Source organism: Halomonas koreensis (assembly GCF_031451675.1).
In the GTDB taxonomy this organism is placed as follows: domain Bacteria; phylum Pseudomonadota; class Gammaproteobacteria; order Pseudomonadales; family Halomonadaceae; genus Halomonas; species Halomonas koreensis.
Genome location: NZ_JARWAK010000002.1, coordinates 413466 through 431631 on the forward strand (window position 1 = coordinate 413466; position 18166 = coordinate 431631).

The window sequence follows — 18166 nt, forward strand, 5'->3', positions numbered from 1 at the left end:
GCTGCGCTCCTACACGACGGGCCAGGCCCAATCACGGGGCGAGAACCGGGCGCCTGCGGCGCTTGGGGTGGTAGGAGCGCAACTTGTTGCGCGATGGACGAAGCCCAAAGGCTCGGGGGGCCAGCCCATCCGCGGGGTGAGAACCGGGCGCCTGGCGGCGCCTTTCGCGCAGCGAAGCTGCGCTCCTACACGATGGACCGGGCCCCAAGGCTCGGGGCGGGACCGGGCGCCTACGGCGCCTTTCGCGCAGCGAAGCTGCGCTCCTACACGATGGACGAAGCCCCAAAGCTCGGGGCGGAAGCAGGGCGCCTGCGGCGCCTTTCGCGCAGCGAAGCTGCGCTCCTACACGATGGGGCCAGGCCCGATCGCGGGGCGAGAACCGGGCGCCTGGCGGCGCCTTTCGCGCAGCGAAGCTGCGCTCCTACGCGGGCCTTGGGGGCCGCGCCTCTCGATCAACCTCCGGTCATGTTCATGAAGCGCACCACCTGGACGTCGCCGTCGGTGGTGAAATGGTGACGCTCGGGCTTGAGGGGCATGGCGGCGATGATCGCCTCCTTGAGGACCTCGATATTGCCCGGGTGGCGACGCAGCACCGCGCGCAGGTCCACCGAGTGCTCGTTGCCGAGGCACAGCAGCAGCCGCCCCTCCACGGTGACACGAACCCGGTTGCAGCTATCGCAGAAGTTGTGGCTGTGCGGCGAGATGAAGCCCACCCGGATATCGCTGTCCGGCATGCGGAAATAGCGCGACGGCCCGAGGGTCGATTCGGTGGTGGGCACCAGGGTGTGATGACGCTCGATCAGCGCCTGCACCTCGTCGCTGGAGCAGAAGGTCTCGGCCCGGGAGTGGTCGGAGACATCGCCCAGCGGCATCTCCTCGATGAAGCTGATGTCCACGCCCTCCTGGCGGGCGAAGTCGACCAGGTCCGCCACCTCGTCGTCGTTGCGCCCCTTGAGGATCACGGCGTTGAGCTTGATGCGCTCGAAGCCGGCATCCCGGGCGGCGCGGATGCCGTCGATCACCCGCGCCAGGTCGCCGGTACGGGTCAGGCGGCGGAAGCGTTCGGGATCCAGGGAGTCGAGGCTGATGTTGAGCCGGCCGAGCCCGCCCTCGCGCAGCCGCGGGGCGAACTTGCGCAGGCTGGCTCCGTTGGTGGTCATGGCGAAGTCCTTGAGGCCCGGCAGGGCGCCGATGTCGGCGACCAGCCGATCGATGTCGCGCCGCACCAGGGGCTCGCCCCCGGTCAGGCGGATCTTCTCCACGCCGAGCTCGGTGAAGGCTCGGGCCACCAGCGAGAGTTCCTCCAGGCTCAGCACCTGGTCCCGCGGCAGGAAGGTCATCTCCTCGCTCATGCAGTACACACAGCGGAAGTCGCAGCGATCGGTGACCGAGATGCGCACGTAGCGCACTCGCCGGCCGAAGTCGTCGATGAGCTCGTCGGTCATGATGGTGTCTCCCAGCGCCGCGCATCGCGGTGATCGGTGTCCCGCTCGGCGACCCAGTAGTCGCCGCTGGCGGTGTGCTCCTTCTTCCAGAAGGGAGCACGGGTCTTGAGGTAGTCCATGATGAAGTCGCAGGCCTCGAAGGCCGCGCGCCGATGGGCGCTGGCCACCACCACTAGCACGATGGGGTCGCCCGGGGCCAGCCGGCCGACGCGATGGACGATGCGCAGGGCCTGCAGCGGCCAGCGCGACTCCGCCTCGTCGGCGATGGCCTCCAGGGCCGACTCGGTCATGCCGGGGTAGTGCTCCAGGCTCAGCGCCCGAACCTCGGGGCGTTCGTTGAAGTCCCGCACCAGGCCGGTGAAGCTGACCACGGCGCCGACGTCGGTGCGCCGGGCCAGCAGCTCGCGCTGCTCGGCGCCGGCGTCGAATGCCTGCTGCTGTACGCGCACGCGCTGCATGATCAGCCTCCGGTCACCGGGGGGAAGAAGGCCACCTCGTCCTCGGCGGTGAGGGGCGTGGCGTTGCCGGCCATGACCTGGTTGACCGCGCACAGCACCCGCCCCTCCTCGAGGCCGGCGAAGCGCGGGTCCATGGCCTTGAGGGCCGCCTTCAGGCCCCCGACGTCGGCGCTCTCCAGGACCTCGACGGGCACCGAGACCTCGCCGACGCCGAGCCGCTCGCGGAGCTCGGCCAGGCACTTGACCAGGATGCACGGCTGGCCCGCGTCGCAGCGGGCGCCCAGCGAGACCTCACCGGCCTCGCCCTCGCCGGTGACGATGGGCGCGGCCCCGGCGGCCAGGTCGCGGCGGTAGTCGCCGGACTTGCCGCCCTGCTTGGTGTCGAGGTGGATCTCACCGATCTCCATGTCCTTGTCCACGGCCTTGCACATATCGTAGAGCGTCAGGCAGGCCACCGAGACCGCGGTCAGCGCCTCCATCTCGACGCCGGTGCGCCCGGTCAGCCGGCAGGTGGCGGTCACCCGCACGCAGGCGTCGGCCTCGTCGAGCTGGAAGTCCACGCTGACCTTGGACAGCGCCAGGGCATGGCACAGCGGGATCAGCTCGTGGGTGCGCTTGGCGGCCTGGATGCCGGCGATGCGGGCGGTGGCCAGGACGTCGCCCTTGGGCAGGCCGCCGTCGGCGAGCAGCGCCAGGGTCGCCGGCCGCATGCGGATCAGGCCCGAGGCCGAGGCCTCGCGCTGGGTCTCCGGCTTGTCGCCGACGTCGACCATATGGGCTTCGCCGCGGGCATTCAGGTGGGTCAGGCTCATCGAAGGCGCCTCATGACAGTCGGGAAAGGGGTTGGATGACCACCGGCTCGCCGGGCTCGACGGCGTCGCGGGATGCGTCGAGCTCGATCAGGCAGTCGGCGGCCACCATGGAAGACAGGATGCCGGAGCCCTGGGCTCCGGTGGCGCAGACCCAGAGCCGTCCCTGGTCGTCGCTGCGGGTCCGGCCGCGCAGGTAGTCGGTGCGCCCGGCGCGGCTGCGCAGCGGCGTCTCGGCCAGCGCCGTGAGGCGCCGCGGCGCGTCCTCGGCCCGCCCCTGCAGGCGGCCCAGCAGGGGCGCCACGAACTGCAGGAAGGTGACCATCGCCGCCACCGGGTTGCCCGGCAGGCCGAGGAAGGGCACGCCCTCCGCGCCCAGCACGCCGCAGGCCAGCGGCCGCCCCGGGCGGATGGCGATGCGCCAGAAGGCCAGCCGGCCCACCGCCTCGAGCGCCTGGCGGGTGTAGTCGGCCTCGCCCACCGAGACCCCGCCGCTGGTGATCACCAGGTCGGCGCGCCCGGCGGCATCGGCCAGGGCCTCGACCATCGCCGCCCGGTCGTCGGCCAGGATGCCGAGGTCGATCACCTCGGCGCCGTGCTCGCGCAGCAGCCCGGCCAGGGTGAAGCGATTGGCATCGAAGATGCCCGCCGCGGGCAGCGGCTCGCCGGGGGCGGTGACCTCGTCGCCGGTGGAGAAGATCGCCACCCGCGGCCGGCGGCGCACGGCGGCGCGCGCAAGCCCCAGCGAGGCCAGCAGCCCCAGCTCGGCGGCGGCCAGGCGGGTGCCGGCGGCCAGGGCCGTGTCGCCCCGGGCGATGTCCTCGCCGGCCTGGCGCACGTGCTGCCCCGGCCGCACCCGCTCGGGGCGATCGACGATGACGGTGTCGCCGTCCTCGAGGAGCTGCTCGCGCATGATCACGGTATCGGCGCCGGCGGGCAGCGGCGCCCCGGTGGTGATGGTCACGCACTCCCCCGGCGCCAGCGGCGTCGGGTGACGGCCGCCGGCCCGCACCTCGCCGACCCGGCGCCAGGCCGCCGGCGGCGCGCCGCGGGCCGGCCAGGCCAGGGCGATGCCGTCCATGGCGGCGTTGGTGTTCTGGGGCACGTCGATCGGCGAGACGATGGCCTCGGCCAGCACCCGCCCGTGCAGGGCCGCCAGCGGCACCGTCTCGGCGGGCAGGGGCGCGGGCGCCAGCTCCGCCAGGGCCGCCCGGGCCTCGTCCGGGGACAGCATGCGCTCGCCGAGCTCGAAACAGGACAGCGTCATGCGGGCCGCCCCTCCCGGCGCGGCTGGCGCTCCTCGGGCCAGCGCCGGGGCCAGGCCGCGATCCAGTCGGCCAGCCGCGCCGGGGCGTTGAGGTCCAGGGCCTCGACCCCCGGCGGCAGGCTCAGGGGCTCGTCGCTGGCCACCGCCTTCACCCACGGATCCTCGACGACGCGCAGCGGCTTGCCGAGCGAGCGGCGATGCAGCTCCAGCTTGGGCAGCGGCCAGGCCTTGAAGCCCTCCACCAGCACCAGGTCCGGCGCCCGGGGCCGCACCATGGCGATCAGCTCGGCGAGGTCGGCCTCCTCGTGATCCGGGGTCTCCATCATCAGGGCGATGCGCCGGCGCGAGGCCACCAGCATCGGCTCGGCCCCGGCCTGGCGCAGGCGATGGCTGTCCTTGCCGGGCTGGTCGACGTCGAAGCCGTGGTGGGCGTGCTTGATCACCGCCACCCGCAGGCCGCGCTCGCGCAGGGCGGGCAGCAGGCCCTCCAGCAGGGTGGTCTTGCCGGTGCCACTCCAGGCGGCGATGCCCAGCAGCGGCAGGTCCGGCTCGAGCGGCACGCTCGCCGCGATGGCGTCGCTCATGGCTGGGGGCTCTCCCGGCGCCGGCGAGCTTCCAGGCGCCGCTTGTCATCCGGGGTATTGAGGTTGGCGAAGGCCTCGGCGCGATCCGCCATGTCCACGGCCCGCCAGTCGTGCCGAGCATACCAGCGGTCGATCTTGCGCTCGCCCGCCGCCAGGGCGCGGCCCAGGTCGTCGACCAGGGCGCGGCGGATCAGCGCCACCACCGGGTGCAGCCGCTCGCCATCGTGGGCCACGGCGATGTCGGCCGAGCCGCGCCCGGCCACCAGGCGGGCCACCAGGTCGTCCGGCAGCGCCGGGCTGTCGCAGGGCACCACCACCACCCAGTCGGTGGCCGCGGCCCGCAGGCCGCTGTAGATGCCCATCAGCGGCCCCTGATAGCCGGCCTCGAGGTCCGGGATCACCCGCTCCCCCAGGGCCGCATAGGCCTCGGGGTGACGGTTGGCGTTGATCAGCACCTCGGCCACCCGCCCGCGCAACGGCGTCAGGGCGTGGCTGGCCAGGGGACGGCCGGCGAAGGCCTCCAGGCCCTTGTCGCGGCCGCCCATGCGGCGGCCCTGGCCGCCGGCGAGCACCAGGCCGGTGAGGGCGTGGCGATGGATCACGGCAATGCTCCAGCAGAATGGTCAGGCATGGCCTCATCATGCCTTAGCCGCGACACATCTTCCATGACCGTAAGGTCAGGTTCGCCGGGGTTCCTGACCGCGATCAGGGTCGTGGCTTATCGTGAGGCCCCGAAGACGGTATCATCCGTCAATAATTTTCCACACATGACAAGGATTGCGGCCGCGGCCGCCGACACGCCACGATGGATGACAGTTTCGACGTAGGCGCCCGCCTCCGGCAGTTGCGCCGCGAGAAGGGCCTCTCCCAGCGCGAGCTGGCCAAGCGGGCCAGCGTGACCAACAGCAGCATCTCGCTGATCGAGCAGAACAGCGTCAGCCCCTCGGTGAGCTCGCTGAAGAAGATCCTCGATGCCCTGCCGGTATCGATCAGCGCCTTCTTCGCCGGCGACGAACCCAGCCACCCGCGCCCCTTCTATCGGGCCGGCGAGCTCACCGAGATCGGCGACGGCCAGCTCTCCTGGCGGCTGGTGGCCGCGCGCCGGCCGGATCGCCGCATGTCGGTGCTCCACGAGCGCTATCCGCCCGGCGCCGACAGCGGCGAGGAGATGCTGGAGCACGAAGGCGAGGAAGGCGGGGTGGTGATCTCGGGGACCATCGAGATCACCGTCAACGGCGAGGTGGGCATCCTGGAGGCCGGCGACGGCTACTACTTCGACTCGCGCCTGCCCCACCGCTTCCGCAACATCGGCGACGAGGAGTGCGTGATCGTCAGCGCCAACACCCCGCCGTCGTTCTCCGACGGCGGCGAGGAGTTGCATCACGGGTGAGGGGCGAGGCGCGAGGTGTGAGGTGTGAGGTGTGAGGTGTGAGGTGCGAGGTACGAGGTGCGAGGCGCGAGGCGCGAGGCGCGAGGCGCGAGGCGCGAGGCGCGAGGCGCGAGGCGCGTGACAGCGTATTCCACCGTGGCAGGCCACAAGGGGTTTCCTTGCGGCTCGCTCCTTGTAGCTTGTCGCTGCCCTAAGGGCCCTTGAACCTCGCCCCTCGAACCTCGTCCCTACGACTCCCCGGCCCGATAGAGATTCTGGATGCTCGAGAAGTCCAGTTGCCCGCTGCCCTGGGCGCTGTGCAGGGCGAAGAGGTTGCGAGCCTGGGAGCCCATGGGCACGCTGGCCCGGGCCTTGAGCGCCAGCTCCCAGGCCAGGCCCAGGTCCTTGGCCATCAGGTCGGTGAGGAAGCCGCCCTGATAGTCCCGGGACGCCGCCGAGCCCTCCATCACCCCCGGCCAGGGGTTGTAGACGTTGAGCGCCCAGTTGCCGCCGCTGCTCTGCTTCATGATCTCAGAGAGCACCGCCGGGTCCAGGCCATGCTTGACGCCCAGCGACAGCGCCTCGGCGGTGCCGCTCATCAGGATGCCGAGCAGCATGTTGTTGCACAGCTTGGCGACCTGGCCGGCGCCGAGGCCACCGGCATGGAAGATGTTCTTGCCCATGCCCTCGAGCACCGGCTTCGCTTGGTCGAAGCCGGCCGCCTCCCCGCCGACGATGAAGGTCAGGGTGCCGGCCTTGGCCCCGCCGACGCCCCCGGAGACCGGCGCGTCCAGGTAGGTCAGGCCGCGCTCGGCGGCGGCCTCGCCCACCGCCCGGGCATCGTCCGGGGCGATGGTCGAGGCATCGATGATCAGCGGGCCGTGTCCCAGGGCGTCCAGCAGGCCCGTCCGGCCCTCGGCGCCCAGGTAGAGCCCGCGCACATGGGCGCCGGCGGGCAGCATCGAGATGACCACCTCGGCGTCGCGGCAGGCCGCCTCGGCGCTGTCCCCGCGCCGGGCGCCCTGCCCCGCCAGGTCCGCCATGGCGTCTTCGACCAGGTCGAAGACGCAGACGTCGTGGCCGGCGGCGAGCAGGTTGGCGGCCATGGGCGAGCCCATGTTGCCGAGTCCGATAAAGGCGATCTTCATGGCGTGGCTCCTTGATATCTTGTGAGTTGTGGCAGAGCTTGAGTACCGAACCCGACAGGGCTTGCGCAGATAGGGGTAGGTGCTCGGGGCTGATCCGTCGACAAGCCTACGAGGAGGCGCTGTGAATACCTCCATGTACGCTACCGACGCCTTCCCTGGCGTAGGACCTCCTCTTCGGCTTGTCCCCGGCGCCCCTCGTCACGCTTCACTGCGATAGCCTTGCCGGACCCGATCAACCGACGCGATGGCCGACGCCCAGGTCCCGCAGCGGGTGTTCCTCGTCGCCCCAGGGCGAGGCCATCAGCGCCTGGATGTCGGCCTCCGGCACGTCGGCCACGTCATCGTGGGACCAGCGCGGCTGCTTGTCCTTGTCGATCAGCAGGGCGCGCACGCCCTCGGCCAGATCCCCGCGTCGACAGCACTGCACCGACAGCCCCAGCTCGTCGCGGAAGGCGTCGGCCAGTCCGGTGTGCCGATGACGCTCGAGCATCCGCCACACCAGGTGGGCGGTCATCGGGCAGCCGGTCGCCAGGCGCGCCCGGTTGGCCGCGAGCCAGGCGTCGTCGCGCTCGTCGGCGAGGATCCGCGACACCGCGTCGACGGCGCCGGTCTCGCCGACCAGCCGCTGGAGATGGTCGCGCAGCGGCCAGACCTGGGCCTCGGGAGCCTGGTCACGGGCCTCGAAGCGATCCAGCACGCCTTCCACCGCCAGCCGGCACTCGGCGGGGGCGTGATCGCCGTAGTCGGCCTCGGCCAGGGCGCCCAGCAGGTCGTCGCGGCGCTCGCGGGGCACGAAGCGGTCCGCCATCCCCAGGTCCAGGGCGTCCCGGGCGTTGAGCTGCGCGCCGGTCAGCCCCAGGTAGGCGCCGAGGCCCGGCGGCATGCGGTTGAGGAACCAGCTGGCGCCGATGTCCGGGTAGAGGCCGATGGTGATCTCGGGCATGGCGATGCGCGTGGTCTCGGTGACCAGGCGCTGGAAGCCGCCGGCGAGCAGGCCCAGGCCGCCGCCCATCACGATGCCGTCGCCCCATACCAGCAGCGGCTTGGGATAGGTGTGGATGCGATGGTCGAGGCGGTACTCGGCGGTGAAGTAGGTCTCGGCGAACAGGCCGCCGCGCTCCTGGCCGCGGACGTCGCCTTCCTCGACCAGCGAGCGGTACAGCGCCACCACGTCGCCGCCGGCGCAGAAGGCCTTGTCGCCCTTGCCCTCGAGCCACACCGCCACGATGCTGCGGTCCACGGCCCAGGCCGCCAGCTTGGCGTCGAGGCGCTGGATCATCTCCAGCGACAGGGCGTTGAGGGATTTCGGCGCGTTGAGCCGCGCCACGCCGACCCGTCCGCCGCCGCGGGTGGGCAGTTCGTCGAAGCACACCGCTAGGTCCGACATCGCTGTCTCTCCTGACATCCGGTTACTGAAGCGACTCGATGACGCCGTCGGCCAGCAGCCGGCGGGCGACGATCAGCCGCATGATCTCGTTGGTGCCCTCGAGGATCTGGTGGACCCGGGTGTCGCGCACCAGCCGCTCGAGGGGATACTCGCGGATATAACCATAACCGCCGTGCAGCTGCAGGGCCTCGTTGCAGACGTTGAAGCCCATGTCGGTGGCGAAGCGCTTGGCCATGGCGCAGTGGGCGGTGGCCTCCGGGTCGCCCTTGTCGAGGCGCCAGGCCGCGTGGCGCACCATCAGCCGGGCGGCGGTCAACTCGCTTGCCATGTCGGCCAGCTTGAACTGCAGGGCCTGGAAACTCGACAGCTCGCGGCCGAACTGCTTGCGCTCGGCCAGATAGTCCCGGGACAGGGTCAAGGCCTGCTGAGCGGCGCCCAGCGAGCAGCTGGCGATGTTGAGGCGGCCGCCGTCCAGGCCCTTCATGGCGAAGCGGAAGCCCTCGCCCTCCTCGCCCAGGCGATTGCCGACCGGTACCCGCACGCCGTCGAAGCTGATCAGGCAGGTGGGCTGGCTCTTCCAGCCCATCTTCTCCTCCTTCTTGCCCACCTCGATGCCGGCGGCATCGGCGGGCACCAGGATCGCCGAGACCCCGCCGGCGCCGCTGTCCGGCTCGCCGGTGCGCGCCATCACCACCAGCACGTCGGTGGCGCCGGCGCCGGAGATGAACATCTTCGAGCCGCTGATCACGTACTCGTCGCCCTCGCGCACGGCGCGGGTCTTGAGGCTGGCAGCATCGGAGCCGGCGCCGGGCTCGGTGAGGCAGTAGGAGCCCAGGGCCTCACCCGCTATCATGGACGGGACATAGCGCTCGCGCAGCGCATCGCTGCCCCAGTTGGCCACCATCCAGGTCACCATGTTGTGAATGGTCAGGTAGGCCGTTGTGGCGATGCAGCCCTGGGCGAGCTGCTCGAAGATCAGCGAGGCCTCCAGGCGCGACAGGCCCAGGCCGCCCTGCTCCTCGGGGGTGTAGACCCCCAGGAACCCCGCCTCACCGGCGCGGCGGATCACGTCCACCGGAAAATGACTGCGCGCGTCCCAGTCGGCGGCATGGTCGGCCAGCTCGGCCCGGGCGAAGTCGGCGGCGGCATCGGCCAGCGCCTTCTGGTCATCGGTCAGCGCAAAATCCATGGGAACCTCTCGTCTAACGACAATGGAAGAACGGGAACGCGGCCGGTTGCCCGCCTTGCCGGCGAGCACGCCCGAGGCGTGCCGCGCCGTCGCGATGACAACCAACCTAGCACTTGCTTGGTTTATCCCATATCACCCCATGGTCGAACAAGCACTTTACGTTAACGTAAACCTCGTCTAGGGTTCCTGGACGAGGTGGGAAACCGCCGGTGGACCACCCGGCTACAGGAATGATCGTCATGAGTCGAACCTCACCCCCGGCCCCCGAGGCCAGCGCGGAGGCCCTGCCCCGGCAGCAGCGTACCTACAGCATCGGCGAACTGGCCAAGATGTTCGAGGTCACGCCCCGCACCATTCGCTTCTACGAGCAGGAAGGCCTGCTGGCACCGACCCGCCAGGGGCAGAAGCGCATCTATCGCGAGAAGGATCGGGTGCGCCTGAAGCTGACCCTGCGCGGCAAGCGCCTGGGCTTCTCGCTGGCCGAGATCCGCGAGGTGGTGATGATGTACGACGCCATGCCGGACGGGAACGCGCGTCAGCTGCGACGCCTGCTGGAGATCCTCGCCGAGAAGCGCGCCAACCTGGAGCGCCAGCTCGAGGACATCCGCCTGATGCGCATGGAGATCGACGACGTGGATCAGCGCGCGCGGGAGGTGCTGCGCCAGCTCGATCCGGACGCCTGAGGATTCCTGGCCGGGCCACCGGGTGACTTCCCGGTGCCAAAGCGTTCATGCCACAACAATGAGAGCCGCCATGTCACGCCAGACCCGTCAATTCAGCTACGTCAGCGGTATCAGCGACACGCCCCTGAAGGGGCAGACCATCGGCGACTGCTTCGACGAGACCGTCGCCCGCTTCCCGGAGCGGGACGCCCTGATCAGTCGCCACCAGGGGCTCCGCTATCGCTGGCGGGAGCTCCAGGCAGCCGTCGACCGGGCCGCCCGGGCGCTGATGGCCCTGGGCGTCGCCAAGGGCGACCGCGTCGGCATCTGGTCGCCCAACTGCGCCGAGTGGACCATCACCCAGTTCGCCACCGCCAAGCTCGGCGCCATCCTGGTCAACATCAATCCCAGCTACCGCAGCCACGAGCTGGAATACGCCCTCAAGCAGTCCGGCACCTCGACGCTGATCCTGCAGGGCGCCTTCAAGAGCTCCGACTACGTGGCCACCCTGGCCGAGCTGGCCCCGGAGGTGCAGGACACCACCCCCGAGGCCTTCGCCAGCCAGCGCCTGCCGGAGCTCCAGCGGATCATCTGCCTGGACGCCGAGCGCGCCCTGCCGGGAATGCACAGCTGGGAGGGCATGCTCGACCACGCCGAGGGCGTGACCGCCGAGCGCCTCGCCGAACGCCAGGCCGAGCTGCAGTTCGACGAGCCGATCAACATCCAGTACACCTCGGGCACCACCGGCGCCCCCAAGGGCGCGACCCTCTCCCACCACAACATCCTCAACAACGGTTTCTTCGTCGCCCGCACCATGAACCTCGACGAGACCGACCGCATGGTGATCCCGGTGCCCCTCTACCACTGCTTCGGCATGGTGATGGGCAACCTGGGCTGCGTGACCCACGGCGCCGCCATGATCTACCCGGGCGACGGCTTCGACCCGCAGGCCACCCTGGAGGCCGTCGCCGAGGAGCGGGCCACGACGCTGTACGGCGTGCCCACCATGTTCATCGCCGAGCTCGAGCACCCCGAGTTCGAGCGCTTCGATCTCTCCAGCCTGCGCACCGGGATCATGGCCGGCTCGATCTGCCCCATCGAGGTGATGCGCAAGGTCATCGACAAGATGCACATGGAAGACGTGACCATCTGCTACGGCATGACCGAGACCAGCCCGGTGAGCTTCCAGACCCAGACCGACGCGCCCCTGGACAAGCGCGTGACCACGGTGGGCACCATCCACCCGCACCTGGAGGTCAAGCTGGTCAGCCCCGACAGCGGCGCGGTGGTGCCCCGGGGCGAGACCGGCGAGCTGTGCACCCGCGGCTACAGCGTGATGCTCGGCTACTGGAACAACGCGGACGCCACCGACAAGGCCATCGACGCGGCCGGCTGGATGCACACCGGCGACCTGGCGACCATGGATGACGAGGGCTATGTGGCCATCGTCGGGCGCATCAAGGACATGATCATCCGCGGCGGCGAGAATGTCTATCCCCGCGAGATCGAGGACTTCCTCTACACCCATCCGGCGATTTCCGACGTCCAGGTGATCGGCGTGCCCGACGAGAAGTACGGCGAGGAGATCATGGCCTGGGTCAAGCTCAGCGAGGGCGAGCAGCTCGACGAGGAGGGCCTCAAGGCCTTCTGCCAGGGCAAGATCGCCCACTACAAGGTGCCGCGCTACGTGAAGTTCGTCGACGACTTCCCGATGACCGTCACCGGCAAGATCCAGAAGTTCAAGATGCGCGAGGAAGCGGTCCACGAGCTCGGACTGTGACCCGGGCTTCGCCCGGGAGCTGTAAGCGGTAAGCTTTAAGCGGCAAGAAAACCCCCACGAGCATCAGGCCCGTGGGGGTTTCTTATAGCTTACGGCTTAAGGCTTACAGCTCGCCCCGAAGGGGCGGTTAGAGCCCTTTGGGCGCGAAGATCCCCGGCGCGTTGCGCCAGTAGCCCTTGTAGTCCATGCCGAAGCCGAACACGTAGCGGTCGGCCACCTCGAGGCTGCAGTAGTCGGCCTTGAGGTCCGGCACCGCCTTGCGGTCGTGGCACTTGTCGACCAGCACCGCGGTGGAGATGCTGGCGGCGCCGGCCTCGCGGCAGTAATCGAGGATGGCCGCCAGGGTGGCACCCTCGTCCAGGATGTCGTCGACGATCACCACATGGCGGCCGGCCATGGGGATCTCCGGCGACACCCGCCAGAACAGCTCGCCGCCGCGGGTGCCGCCGCGATAGCGGGTGGCATGCAGGTAGTCCACCTCCAGGGGGAAGCCGAGCCGCGTCAGCAGGTGGCCGGTGGTGATCAGGCCGCCGTTCATCACGCAGTAGAAGACCGGCAGCTTGTCGCCCAGGTCGCGGGCGATCTCGTCGGCCATGCGGTCCAGGGCGCGCTCGACCTCCTGCTGGCTGATCAGGCAGTCGGCGGTGTCCATGACCTCGCGCATGTCGGAGAGGGACGGCAGGGCATCGGCATCGAGTTTGGGCATCGGGTGACTCGTCGTGGTTCGTCGTCGATCGGAGTGTCAGGCGGCGGCCATGGCCTCCAGGCGGGCATGCACGCGGCGCCAGCGGGACAGCGCCTCCAGGGCATCCAGGTCGGGCCGGGCCCGCGCATAGCGCAGCCGGGGCGCCCGCTTGCTGGCGCGCCCCTCGCAGGCCTCGACCACCTCCAGGGCGGCGGCGCGGTCGTTGCAGACCAGCAGCATGTCGCAGCCGGCGGCCAGGGCCTGCCGGGCCCGCTCCGCGGGGGCGCCCGCGGTCCTGGCCCCGGCCATGCTCAGGTCGTCGGAGAAGATGGCGCCCTTGAAGCCCAGGGTCTCGCGCAGCATGCCCAGCCAGGCCGGCGAGAAGCCCGCGGGCCGCTCGTCGAAGGCGGGATAGACCACATGGGCCGGCATCATGCCCCCCAGCCGGCCGGCCAGGGCGCGGAACGGCACCAGGTCGCGGCGGCGCAGGGTCTCGAGGGGGCGGTCGTCGACGGGCAGCTCGTGATGGGAATCGGCGGCCACGCCGCCGTGCCCGGGGAAGTGCTTGGCCACCGCCGCCATGCCGGCCTCGTGCAGGCCGTCGATGAAGGCGCCGCCCAGGGCGGCCACGACCTCGGGATCGCCGGAGAAGCTGCGATCGCCGATCACCGTGGAGTGACCGTCGTCGACGTCGAGCACCGGCGCGAAGCTGAGGTCCAGGCCGCAGGCGGCCATCTCCATGCCCAGCAGCCAGCCGGCATCCTGGCACAGCCGCCCGGTGACCTCGGGCGTGGCGCCGGCATCGCGACCGAGCCGCGCCATGCTGGGCAGCCGCGTCACGCCCTGGTGCAGGCGCTGCACCCGCCCGCCTTCCTGGTCGATGGCCAGCAGCAGTTCCGGGCGCACCGCGCGGATCGTCCGGCACAGCTCGCGCACCTGGGCGGCGTCCTCGACGTTGCGGCCGAACAGGATCACCCCGCCCACCGCGGGGCGACGCAGCAGCTCGCGCTCCGCGTCGCGCAGCCGAGGGCCTTCCAGGTCCAGCATCACCGGTCCGAGCGTCTGGGTCATGGTTGCCTTCCTGACGTTTGAAGGGGGGCGATTCTAGAACAAAGCCGCCGTCGGCGACAGGGTGCCCGAGCCGAGCGACGGCGCCGCCGCCTCCCCCCCCGATCGCGGGGACGGGGCGCACTTCAGGATAGAAGACACCGGACAAGGCGGCATCGGCCCCGTAGAATGGCCGGCGGATACCCAGCCGGAAAGGAGCGCCCACTTGCCTGTCGATCTGCCCCCCCACCTGCTCTGGCCGCTGGCCGGGCTCTTCGGCCTGTGCCTCGGCAGCTTCCTCAACGTGGTGATCACCCGGCTGCCGGTGATGCTGATGCGCGAATGGCGCGCCGAGGCCCGGGATGCCCTCGAGCTCGAGGCCGAGACGCCGCCGCGCTTCAACCTGGTCACCCCCGGCTCGATGTGCCCGCGCTGCGAGACGCCGATCGCCTGGCACGACAACCTGCCGCTGCTCGGCTGGCTGAAGCGCCGGGGCCGCTGCGCCCGGTGCGGGGGTCGCATCAGCGCCCAGTATCCCCTGGTGGAGCTGGCCGGCGGCCTGCTGACCCTGGCGGTGGTGGCCCTGTTCGGCGCCACCCTCGAGGGCCTGTTCATCATCGGCGCCTGCCTGGCCCTGCTGGCCATGGCGGTGATCGACCTGCGCACCCAGCTGTTGCCCGACATCCTGACCCTGCCCCTGCTGTGGGCGGGCCTGCTCTACCAGCTGCTGTTCCAGCCGCTGCTGCTACCGAGCGCCGTGATCGGCGCCATGGCCGGCTACCTGTCGCTGTGGAGCTTCTACTGGCTGTTCAAGGCCATCACCGGCAAGGAGGGCATGGGCTACGGCGACTTCAAGCTGCTGGCGGCCCTGGGCGCCTGGCTGAGCTGGCCCTACCTGCCCATGGTGCTGATCCTGGCCGCCGGCGCCGGCGCGCTGGTCGGGGGGATCGCCCAGCTGACCCTGCCCCGCCTGCGGGGCGCGCCCATGCCCTTCGGCCCCTGGCTGGCGGCCGCCGGCTGGATCGCCCTGCTGGCCGGCGAGCCGCTGATGGCCGCCTACCTGGGCATGGTGAGCTGACATGACGGCCCATATCCTGATCATCGGCGTGACCGGGGGCATCGCCTCCGGCAAGTCCACCGTGGCCCGCGCCTTCGCCCGCCACGACGTCCCCTGGGTCGATGCCGACGACGTCGCCCGGGAGGTGGTCGAGCCCGGCGAGCCCGCCCTGGCGGCCATCGCCACCCGCTACGGCGAGCGCGTCCTCCGCGCCGACGGCCGGCTGGACCGGCGTGCCCTGCGCGACATCGTCTTCGCCGACCCCGCGGAGCGCCGCTGGCTGGAGTCGGTCACCCATCCGCGCATCCGCGAGCGCCTGCTCGAGCACCTGGCCGCCTTCCGCCGCGGCCCGGCCCCCTATGCGCTGCTGGTGTCGCCGCTGCTGCTGGAATCGGGCCAGCATGAGCTGGTCGACCGCATCCTGGTGATCGACGTCCCCGAGGCGCTGCAGGTACGCCGCACGGCGAGCCGCGACGACGTGGACGAGGCCCAGGCCCGGGCCATCGTCGCGGCCCAGATGCCCCGCGCGACCCGCCTGGCCCGGGCCGACGACGTGCTCGACAATGACGGCGACGAGGCCGCCCTCGAGGCGCGGGTGGCGGACCTCGACCGCCGTTATCGCGCGCTGGCCGGATTGCCGCCGGCGCCCTGAGGCGTCATCCTTCGTCCATTTCCACGCTACGAGGCCGAATCATGAGCCAAGACGACGCCCGCCCCCTCGAGGTGGCCTGCCCGCAATGCCGCAAGGCGGTCGCCTGGTCCGAGGACAACCCCTATCGCCCCTTCTGCAGCCGTCGCTGCCGCCTGCTGGATCTCGGCGCCTGGGCCGACGAGTCCCATCGGATCGCCGGCGAGCCGGCCATGGACGAGACCGATATCGACGCCTGGCTGGCACAGGCGGACCGCGACGGAGACCGCTAGCCCCATGGGCGACGCGCCGGAATATCGCCTGCTGGCCGAGCTGGAGGCCGCCTACGACCGCCTGGTGGAGAGCGCCGAGGCCCTGGTGGCCGGCTGGCGCGAGCACGGCGGCGAGGCCTGGGCCTTCGGCGAGGCCCGAGCCGACGCCGACTGGCTGCACCGCACCCTGCTGGACTTCTGGTACCAGGACGGCCAGGACGGCCGCAGCACCCGCAGCCATGTGGGGCTGATCGCCGCCCCCGAGCCGGTGATGGCGCAGGCCGTGGCGGTCAATGCCGCCAAGCGGGCGTTCGCCGCCCAGCTGGCCCGGATCCGCGAGCGGGCCCCGTCGCTGGTGCCCGAGGCCAAGGCGGTGCTGCCCTTCCGCCATCCGCGGCTTCACGGACATCTCCGCGGCAGCGGCCTGGCCCGATTGCACCTCAAGCAATGCTGGCGCGCCATTCCGCTGGCCGAGGCCCCGGTGGCGCGGGTGCGCCTGGCCTGGTATACCAGCGGCCGCTCGATCAAGCGCCTGACGGTGCGCGAGGCCGAGCAGAAGCTGCTCGCCCTGGACACCGAGGCCGCCCATGTGCGGATCCAGCTGGAACGGCTGGCGGGGCTCCCCGACCGGGAGCCGCTGGCGCAGGTGCAGCGCCAGGCGCCGCTGATGCGCGCCAACCTCTTCTTTCGCGAGCCCCTCGACGACGGCCGGCGGCGACGCGCCATGAACGTGGCGCTGCCGCTGTTCCTGCCCGCCGAGGACGGCCGGCTGCCGGATCACAACCAACCGCCGGCGCAGCCGCCGCAGGCGCGCACCCGATCGCGGCGCCGCGACGAGCGCCTGGAGCCGGAACCGCTGCTGCCCAGCCTGCGCGTCCACCGCTATCGTCGCTGAGCCGCCCGGAAATCAGGCGATCCGGCCGAGGGCTCGCAGGGTCTGGACGAGGTCGCTGACGCTCTCGGCCGGCAGGGCGTAGTCCTTCATCAGCGCCTTGAGGCGCCGCTCGAAGTCTGCCTCCGGATCGCCCGCCGCGTCATCGCCCGGCTGTTCTTCCAGGGGGCGGACCGGCGGGCCGGTGGGAATCTCCCGACGACGCTCGGGGCTGTCGAGGCCCCGCAGGGCCTCGGCGAAGGCGTCGTCGAGTTCACGGAACTTGCGCAACTTCTCACGCTCATCCATAGGCGTTCGGGATGTGTGCTGTTTCATTCGTGACTCTTGGTTTCGTGTCCCGGTTCGGCAAGGGGGAAGACGAGGCTTCGTGAAACGGGACGCTGACTCGGCGAGTATACTCGCTGGCTTCCCGCTTGGCATCTTTCCCGGCGCGGCAGGATTGTGTGCCGAATCGCTCAATCCCGACATCCAAACTTGCCTTCGCCCCCCGCGAGACGGCATAAAGTATCGTGAAAGCACCTTTATAACGATCAAAAAGCGGCATACATCGAATCCCGGCGACAGACCGGGCAACGCCGACGGCCCGAGTGGCCCCACGCGGTGACACCAAGGCACGGGCGACGACGCAGGACGGGGAACAGGGCCATGTGCCAGGACATGATGCGAGCGGAGGTCTGGCTCCAGGACAGCCTGGACGACCAGGTGGGAATCGAGGCACTCGCCCGACGAATGGGCTATTCATCTTCACAGATCAGGCGGCGCTTCCGGCACTGCTTCGGGCTCTCGCCCGGCGCCTATCGCGACCGGCTACGCCTGGAGAAGGCCGCCCGGCTGCTGATCCACACCCCGATGGACGTCAACCGCATCGCCGGCGCCTGCGGCTATCGCAACCATTCGGCGTTCTCGCGGGCCTTCCAGCGCCGCTTCGGCAGGACGCCCCGGCAGTACCGGCGCTGCCTGCGACTGAACCTGGCCCGACGGCGCAAGGCGGCCACGCCCTTCGCGTATCAAGTGCGCGAGCTGCCACGCCGCAAGACGGTGCTGACCCGGCTCTACCGACCCGCCCGGCCGCTGGAGGACCTGCGCGACTGGCAACGCCATGCTCAGGGGGCGGAAGTGCTGCCGGCGTCTCTCGCGGCGGCGCCGCCGATCGCCATCTATCATGACCAGCCGCTGGAAGGCGCCCTGCCGCGTCTCGACCTGGGCGTGGAGCTCGACATCGCCGCCGCCGGCCTGGCGCTGCCCCCGAACTTCCGGACCCAGGAGCTGCCCGCGCAGGCCTATGCCTGCGTGCCGCTGACCCACCCCGGGCAGCTCGACGAGGCGATGCTGTTCATGAGCGGCCGGGCGGTGAGCGGCGACGGCGAGCCGCTGAGCGGCGAGGCGCCGCAGCTGCTCCAGCAGGCGGAGACCCTGGAACTGCGCATCCCGCTGCTGTGAGACGAGAACGCCGCCCCTGAGGGCGGCGTCGCGTATCGGGACTCGCC

General features: G+C 70.9%; 20 protein-coding genes. 8 read left to right on the forward strand and 12 right to left on the reverse strand.

Features of this window, described 5'->3' with window-relative positions; all coding sequences use genetic code 11:
* Positions 1 to 452 precede the first annotated feature (452 nt).
* From moaA to mobA, 6 genes are read right to left on the reverse strand one after another with little or no spacing between them, the layout of a single operon-like run.
* On the reverse strand, positions 453 to 1445 hold the full coding sequence (gene moaA / locus QC818_RS04105) for a GTP 3',8-cyclase MoaA (RefSeq protein WP_309651567.1): 993 nt from the start codon (positions 1443 to 1445) through the stop codon (positions 453 to 455).
* A complete protein-coding gene (gene moaE / locus QC818_RS04110) occupies positions 1442 to 1903 on the reverse strand; it encodes a molybdopterin synthase catalytic subunit MoaE (RefSeq protein ID WP_309651568.1) in 462 nt (153 codons plus the stop codon). Before moaE ends, moaA begins: the two co-directional genes overlap by 4 nt.
* A 2-nt stretch (positions 1904 to 1905) precedes the next feature.
* Positions 1906 to 2715, reverse strand: coding sequence for a cyclic pyranopterin monophosphate synthase MoaC (moaC, locus tag QC818_RS04115; RefSeq protein ID WP_309651569.1), 810 nt, complete (start codon positions 2713 to 2715; stop codon positions 1906 to 1908).
* Between the two features lie 10 nt (positions 2716 to 2725).
* Positions 2726 to 3979 carry a molybdopterin molybdotransferase MoeA gene (gene moeA, locus QC818_RS04120; protein WP_309651570.1) on the reverse strand — a complete coding sequence of 418 codons (1254 nt, stop codon included), beginning with the start codon at positions 3977 to 3979 and terminating at the stop codon, positions 2726 to 2728.
* Positions 3976 to 4563, reverse strand: a complete 588-nt coding sequence (gene mobB, locus QC818_RS04125) for a molybdopterin-guanine dinucleotide biosynthesis protein B (RefSeq protein ID WP_309651571.1) — start codon at positions 4561 to 4563, stop codon at positions 3976 to 3978. The genes moeA and mobB overlap by 4 nt, the downstream gene beginning before the upstream one ends.
* On the reverse strand, positions 4560 to 5165 hold the full coding sequence (mobA, locus tag QC818_RS04130) for a molybdenum cofactor guanylyltransferase MobA (RefSeq protein WP_309651572.1): 606 nt from the start codon (positions 5163 to 5165) through the stop codon (positions 4560 to 4562). The genes mobB and mobA overlap by 4 nt, the downstream gene beginning before the upstream one ends.
* Before the next feature lie 203 nt (positions 5166 to 5368).
* On the opposite strand from mobA, the gene QC818_RS04135 reads away from it, so the two are divergent.
* Positions 5369 to 5953 (forward strand): cupin domain-containing protein, encoded by a 585-nt coding sequence (locus tag QC818_RS04135; RefSeq protein ID WP_309651573.1) that lies wholly within the window; start codon positions 5369 to 5371, stop codon positions 5951 to 5953.
* A gap of 227 nt (positions 5954 to 6180) precedes the next feature.
* Here QC818_RS04135 and mmsB read toward each other — a convergent pair whose 3' ends face one another.
* The 3 genes from mmsB to QC818_RS04150 form a co-directional block, all read right to left on the reverse strand.
* Positions 6181 to 7080 carry a 3-hydroxyisobutyrate dehydrogenase gene (gene mmsB, locus QC818_RS04140; protein ID WP_309651574.1) on the reverse strand — a complete coding sequence of 300 codons (900 nt, stop codon included), beginning with the start codon at positions 7078 to 7080 and terminating at the stop codon, positions 6181 to 6183.
* Positions 7081 to 7312: 232 nt separating this feature from the next.
* Positions 7313 to 8467 carry an enoyl-CoA hydratase/isomerase family protein gene (locus QC818_RS04145; protein WP_309651575.1) on the reverse strand — a complete coding sequence of 385 codons (1155 nt, stop codon included), beginning with the start codon at positions 8465 to 8467 and terminating at the stop codon, positions 7313 to 7315.
* A 22-nt stretch (positions 8468 to 8489) separates the two neighbouring features.
* Positions 8490 to 9656 carry an acyl-CoA dehydrogenase family protein gene (locus QC818_RS04150; protein ID WP_309651576.1) on the reverse strand — a complete coding sequence of 389 codons (1167 nt, stop codon included), beginning with the start codon at positions 9654 to 9656 and terminating at the stop codon, positions 8490 to 8492.
* Positions 9657 to 9895: 239 nt separating this feature from the next.
* Between QC818_RS04150 and QC818_RS04155 the strand changes: the two genes are divergently transcribed.
* Positions 9896 to 10339 carry a MerR family transcriptional regulator gene (locus QC818_RS04155; protein WP_309651577.1) on the forward strand — a complete coding sequence of 148 codons (444 nt, stop codon included), beginning with the start codon at positions 9896 to 9898 and terminating at the stop codon, positions 10337 to 10339.
* Positions 10340 to 10409: 70 nt separating this feature from the next.
* Positions 10410 to 12098 (forward strand): AMP-binding protein, encoded by a 1689-nt coding sequence (locus tag QC818_RS04160; RefSeq protein ID WP_309651578.1) that lies wholly within the window; start codon positions 10410 to 10412, stop codon positions 12096 to 12098.
* Between the two features lie 127 nt (positions 12099 to 12225).
* On the opposite strand, the gene QC818_RS04165 is transcribed toward QC818_RS04160, so the two are convergent.
* On the reverse strand, positions 12226 to 12804 hold the full coding sequence (locus QC818_RS04165; RefSeq protein ID WP_309651579.1) for a hypoxanthine-guanine phosphoribosyltransferase: 579 nt from the start codon (positions 12802 to 12804) through the stop codon (positions 12226 to 12228).
* A gap of 36 nt (positions 12805 to 12840) precedes the next feature.
* Positions 12841 to 13854, reverse strand: coding sequence for a beta-N-acetylhexosaminidase (gene nagZ, locus QC818_RS04170; RefSeq protein ID WP_309651580.1), 1014 nt, complete (start codon positions 13852 to 13854; stop codon positions 12841 to 12843).
* 202 nt (positions 13855 to 14056) lie between these two features.
* On the opposite strand from nagZ, the gene QC818_RS04175 reads away from it, so the two are divergent.
* Genes QC818_RS04175 through QC818_RS04190 form a run of 4 tightly spaced genes read left to right on the forward strand, consistent with a single transcriptional unit; the run spans position 14057 to position 16682 of the window.
* Entirely contained in the window at positions 14057 to 14908 is an 852-nt protein-coding gene (locus QC818_RS04175; protein WP_309651581.1) for a prepilin peptidase, read from the forward strand.
* A gap of 1 nt (position 14909) precedes the next feature.
* On the forward strand, positions 14910 to 15539 hold the full coding sequence (gene coaE, locus QC818_RS04180) for a dephospho-CoA kinase (RefSeq protein WP_309651582.1): 630 nt from the start codon (positions 14910 to 14912) through the stop codon (positions 15537 to 15539).
* A gap of 41 nt (positions 15540 to 15580) precedes the next feature.
* Positions 15581 to 15808, forward strand: a complete 228-nt coding sequence (gene yacG / locus QC818_RS04185; RefSeq protein WP_309651583.1) for a DNA gyrase inhibitor YacG — start codon at positions 15581 to 15583, stop codon at positions 15806 to 15808.
* Between the two features lie 4 nt (positions 15809 to 15812).
* Complete coding sequence (locus tag QC818_RS04190; protein WP_309651584.1) at positions 15813 to 16682, forward strand: DNA replication terminus site-binding protein; 870 nt, start codon at positions 15813 to 15815, stop codon at positions 16680 to 16682.
* 12 nt (positions 16683 to 16694) lie between these two features.
* Here the strand turns inward: QC818_RS04190 and QC818_RS04195 are convergent, their stop codons facing one another.
* Positions 16695 to 16967, reverse strand: a complete 273-nt coding sequence (locus QC818_RS04195) for a hypothetical protein (protein WP_309651585.1) — start codon at positions 16965 to 16967, stop codon at positions 16695 to 16697.
* A 357-nt stretch (positions 16968 to 17324) separates the two neighbouring features.
* On the opposite strand from QC818_RS04195, the gene QC818_RS04200 reads away from it, so the two are divergent.
* Entirely contained in the window at positions 17325 to 18119 is a 795-nt protein-coding gene (locus tag QC818_RS04200) for an AraC family transcriptional regulator (RefSeq protein WP_309651586.1), read from the forward strand.
* Positions 18120 to 18166 lie beyond the last annotated feature (47 nt).

Coding starts and splice junctions, on each gene's coding strand:
- QC818_RS04160 (WP_309651578.1), top strand. CDS start 10,410: ATGTCACGCCAGACCCGTCAATTCAGCTACGTCAGCGGTATCAGCGAC.
- QC818_RS04200 (WP_309651586.1), top strand. CDS start 17,325: ATGTGCCAGGACATGATGCGAGCGGAGGTCTGGCTCCAGGACAGCCTG.
- QC818_RS04165 (WP_309651579.1), bottom strand. CDS start 12,804: ATGCCCAAACTCGATGCCGATGCCCTGCCGTCCCTCTCCGACATGCGC.
- mobB (WP_309651571.1), bottom strand. CDS start 4,563: ATGAGCGACGCCATCGCGGCGAGCGTGCCGCTCGAGCCGGACCTGCCG.
- coaE (WP_309651582.1), top strand. CDS start 14,910: ATGACGGCCCATATCCTGATCATCGGCGTGACCGGGGGCATCGCCTCC.
- mmsB (WP_309651574.1), bottom strand. CDS start 7,080: ATGAAGATCGCCTTTATCGGACTCGGCAACATGGGCTCGCCCATGGCC.
- QC818_RS04135 (WP_309651573.1), top strand. CDS start 5,369: ATGGATGACAGTTTCGACGTAGGCGCCCGCCTCCGGCAGTTGCGCCGC.
- nagZ (WP_309651580.1), bottom strand. CDS start 13,854: ATGACCCAGACGCTCGGACCGGTGATGCTGGACCTGGAAGGCCCTCGG.
- yacG (WP_309651583.1), top strand. CDS start 15,581: ATGAGCCAAGACGACGCCCGCCCCCTCGAGGTGGCCTGCCCGCAATGC.
- moeA (WP_309651570.1), bottom strand. CDS start 3,979: ATGACGCTGTCCTGTTTCGAGCTCGGCGAGCGCATGCTGTCCCCGGAC.
- moaA (WP_309651567.1), bottom strand. CDS start 1,445: ATGACCGACGAGCTCATCGACGACTTCGGCCGGCGAGTGCGCTACGTG.
- QC818_RS04145 (WP_309651575.1), bottom strand. CDS start 8,467: ATGTCGGACCTAGCGGTGTGCTTCGACGAACTGCCCACCCGCGGCGGC.
- moaC (WP_309651569.1), bottom strand. CDS start 2,715: ATGAGCCTGACCCACCTGAATGCCCGCGGCGAAGCCCATATGGTCGAC.
- moaE (WP_309651568.1), bottom strand. CDS start 1,903: ATGCAGCGCGTGCGCGTACAGCAGCAGGCATTCGACGCCGGCGCCGAG.
- QC818_RS04190 (WP_309651584.1), top strand. CDS start 15,813: ATGGGCGACGCGCCGGAATATCGCCTGCTGGCCGAGCTGGAGGCCGCC.
- QC818_RS04155 (WP_309651577.1), top strand. CDS start 9,896: ATGAGTCGAACCTCACCCCCGGCCCCCGAGGCCAGCGCGGAGGCCCTG.
- QC818_RS04195 (WP_309651585.1), bottom strand. CDS start 16,967: ATGGATGAGCGTGAGAAGTTGCGCAAGTTCCGTGAACTCGACGACGCC.
- QC818_RS04150 (WP_309651576.1), bottom strand. CDS start 9,656: ATGGATTTTGCGCTGACCGATGACCAGAAGGCGCTGGCCGATGCCGCC.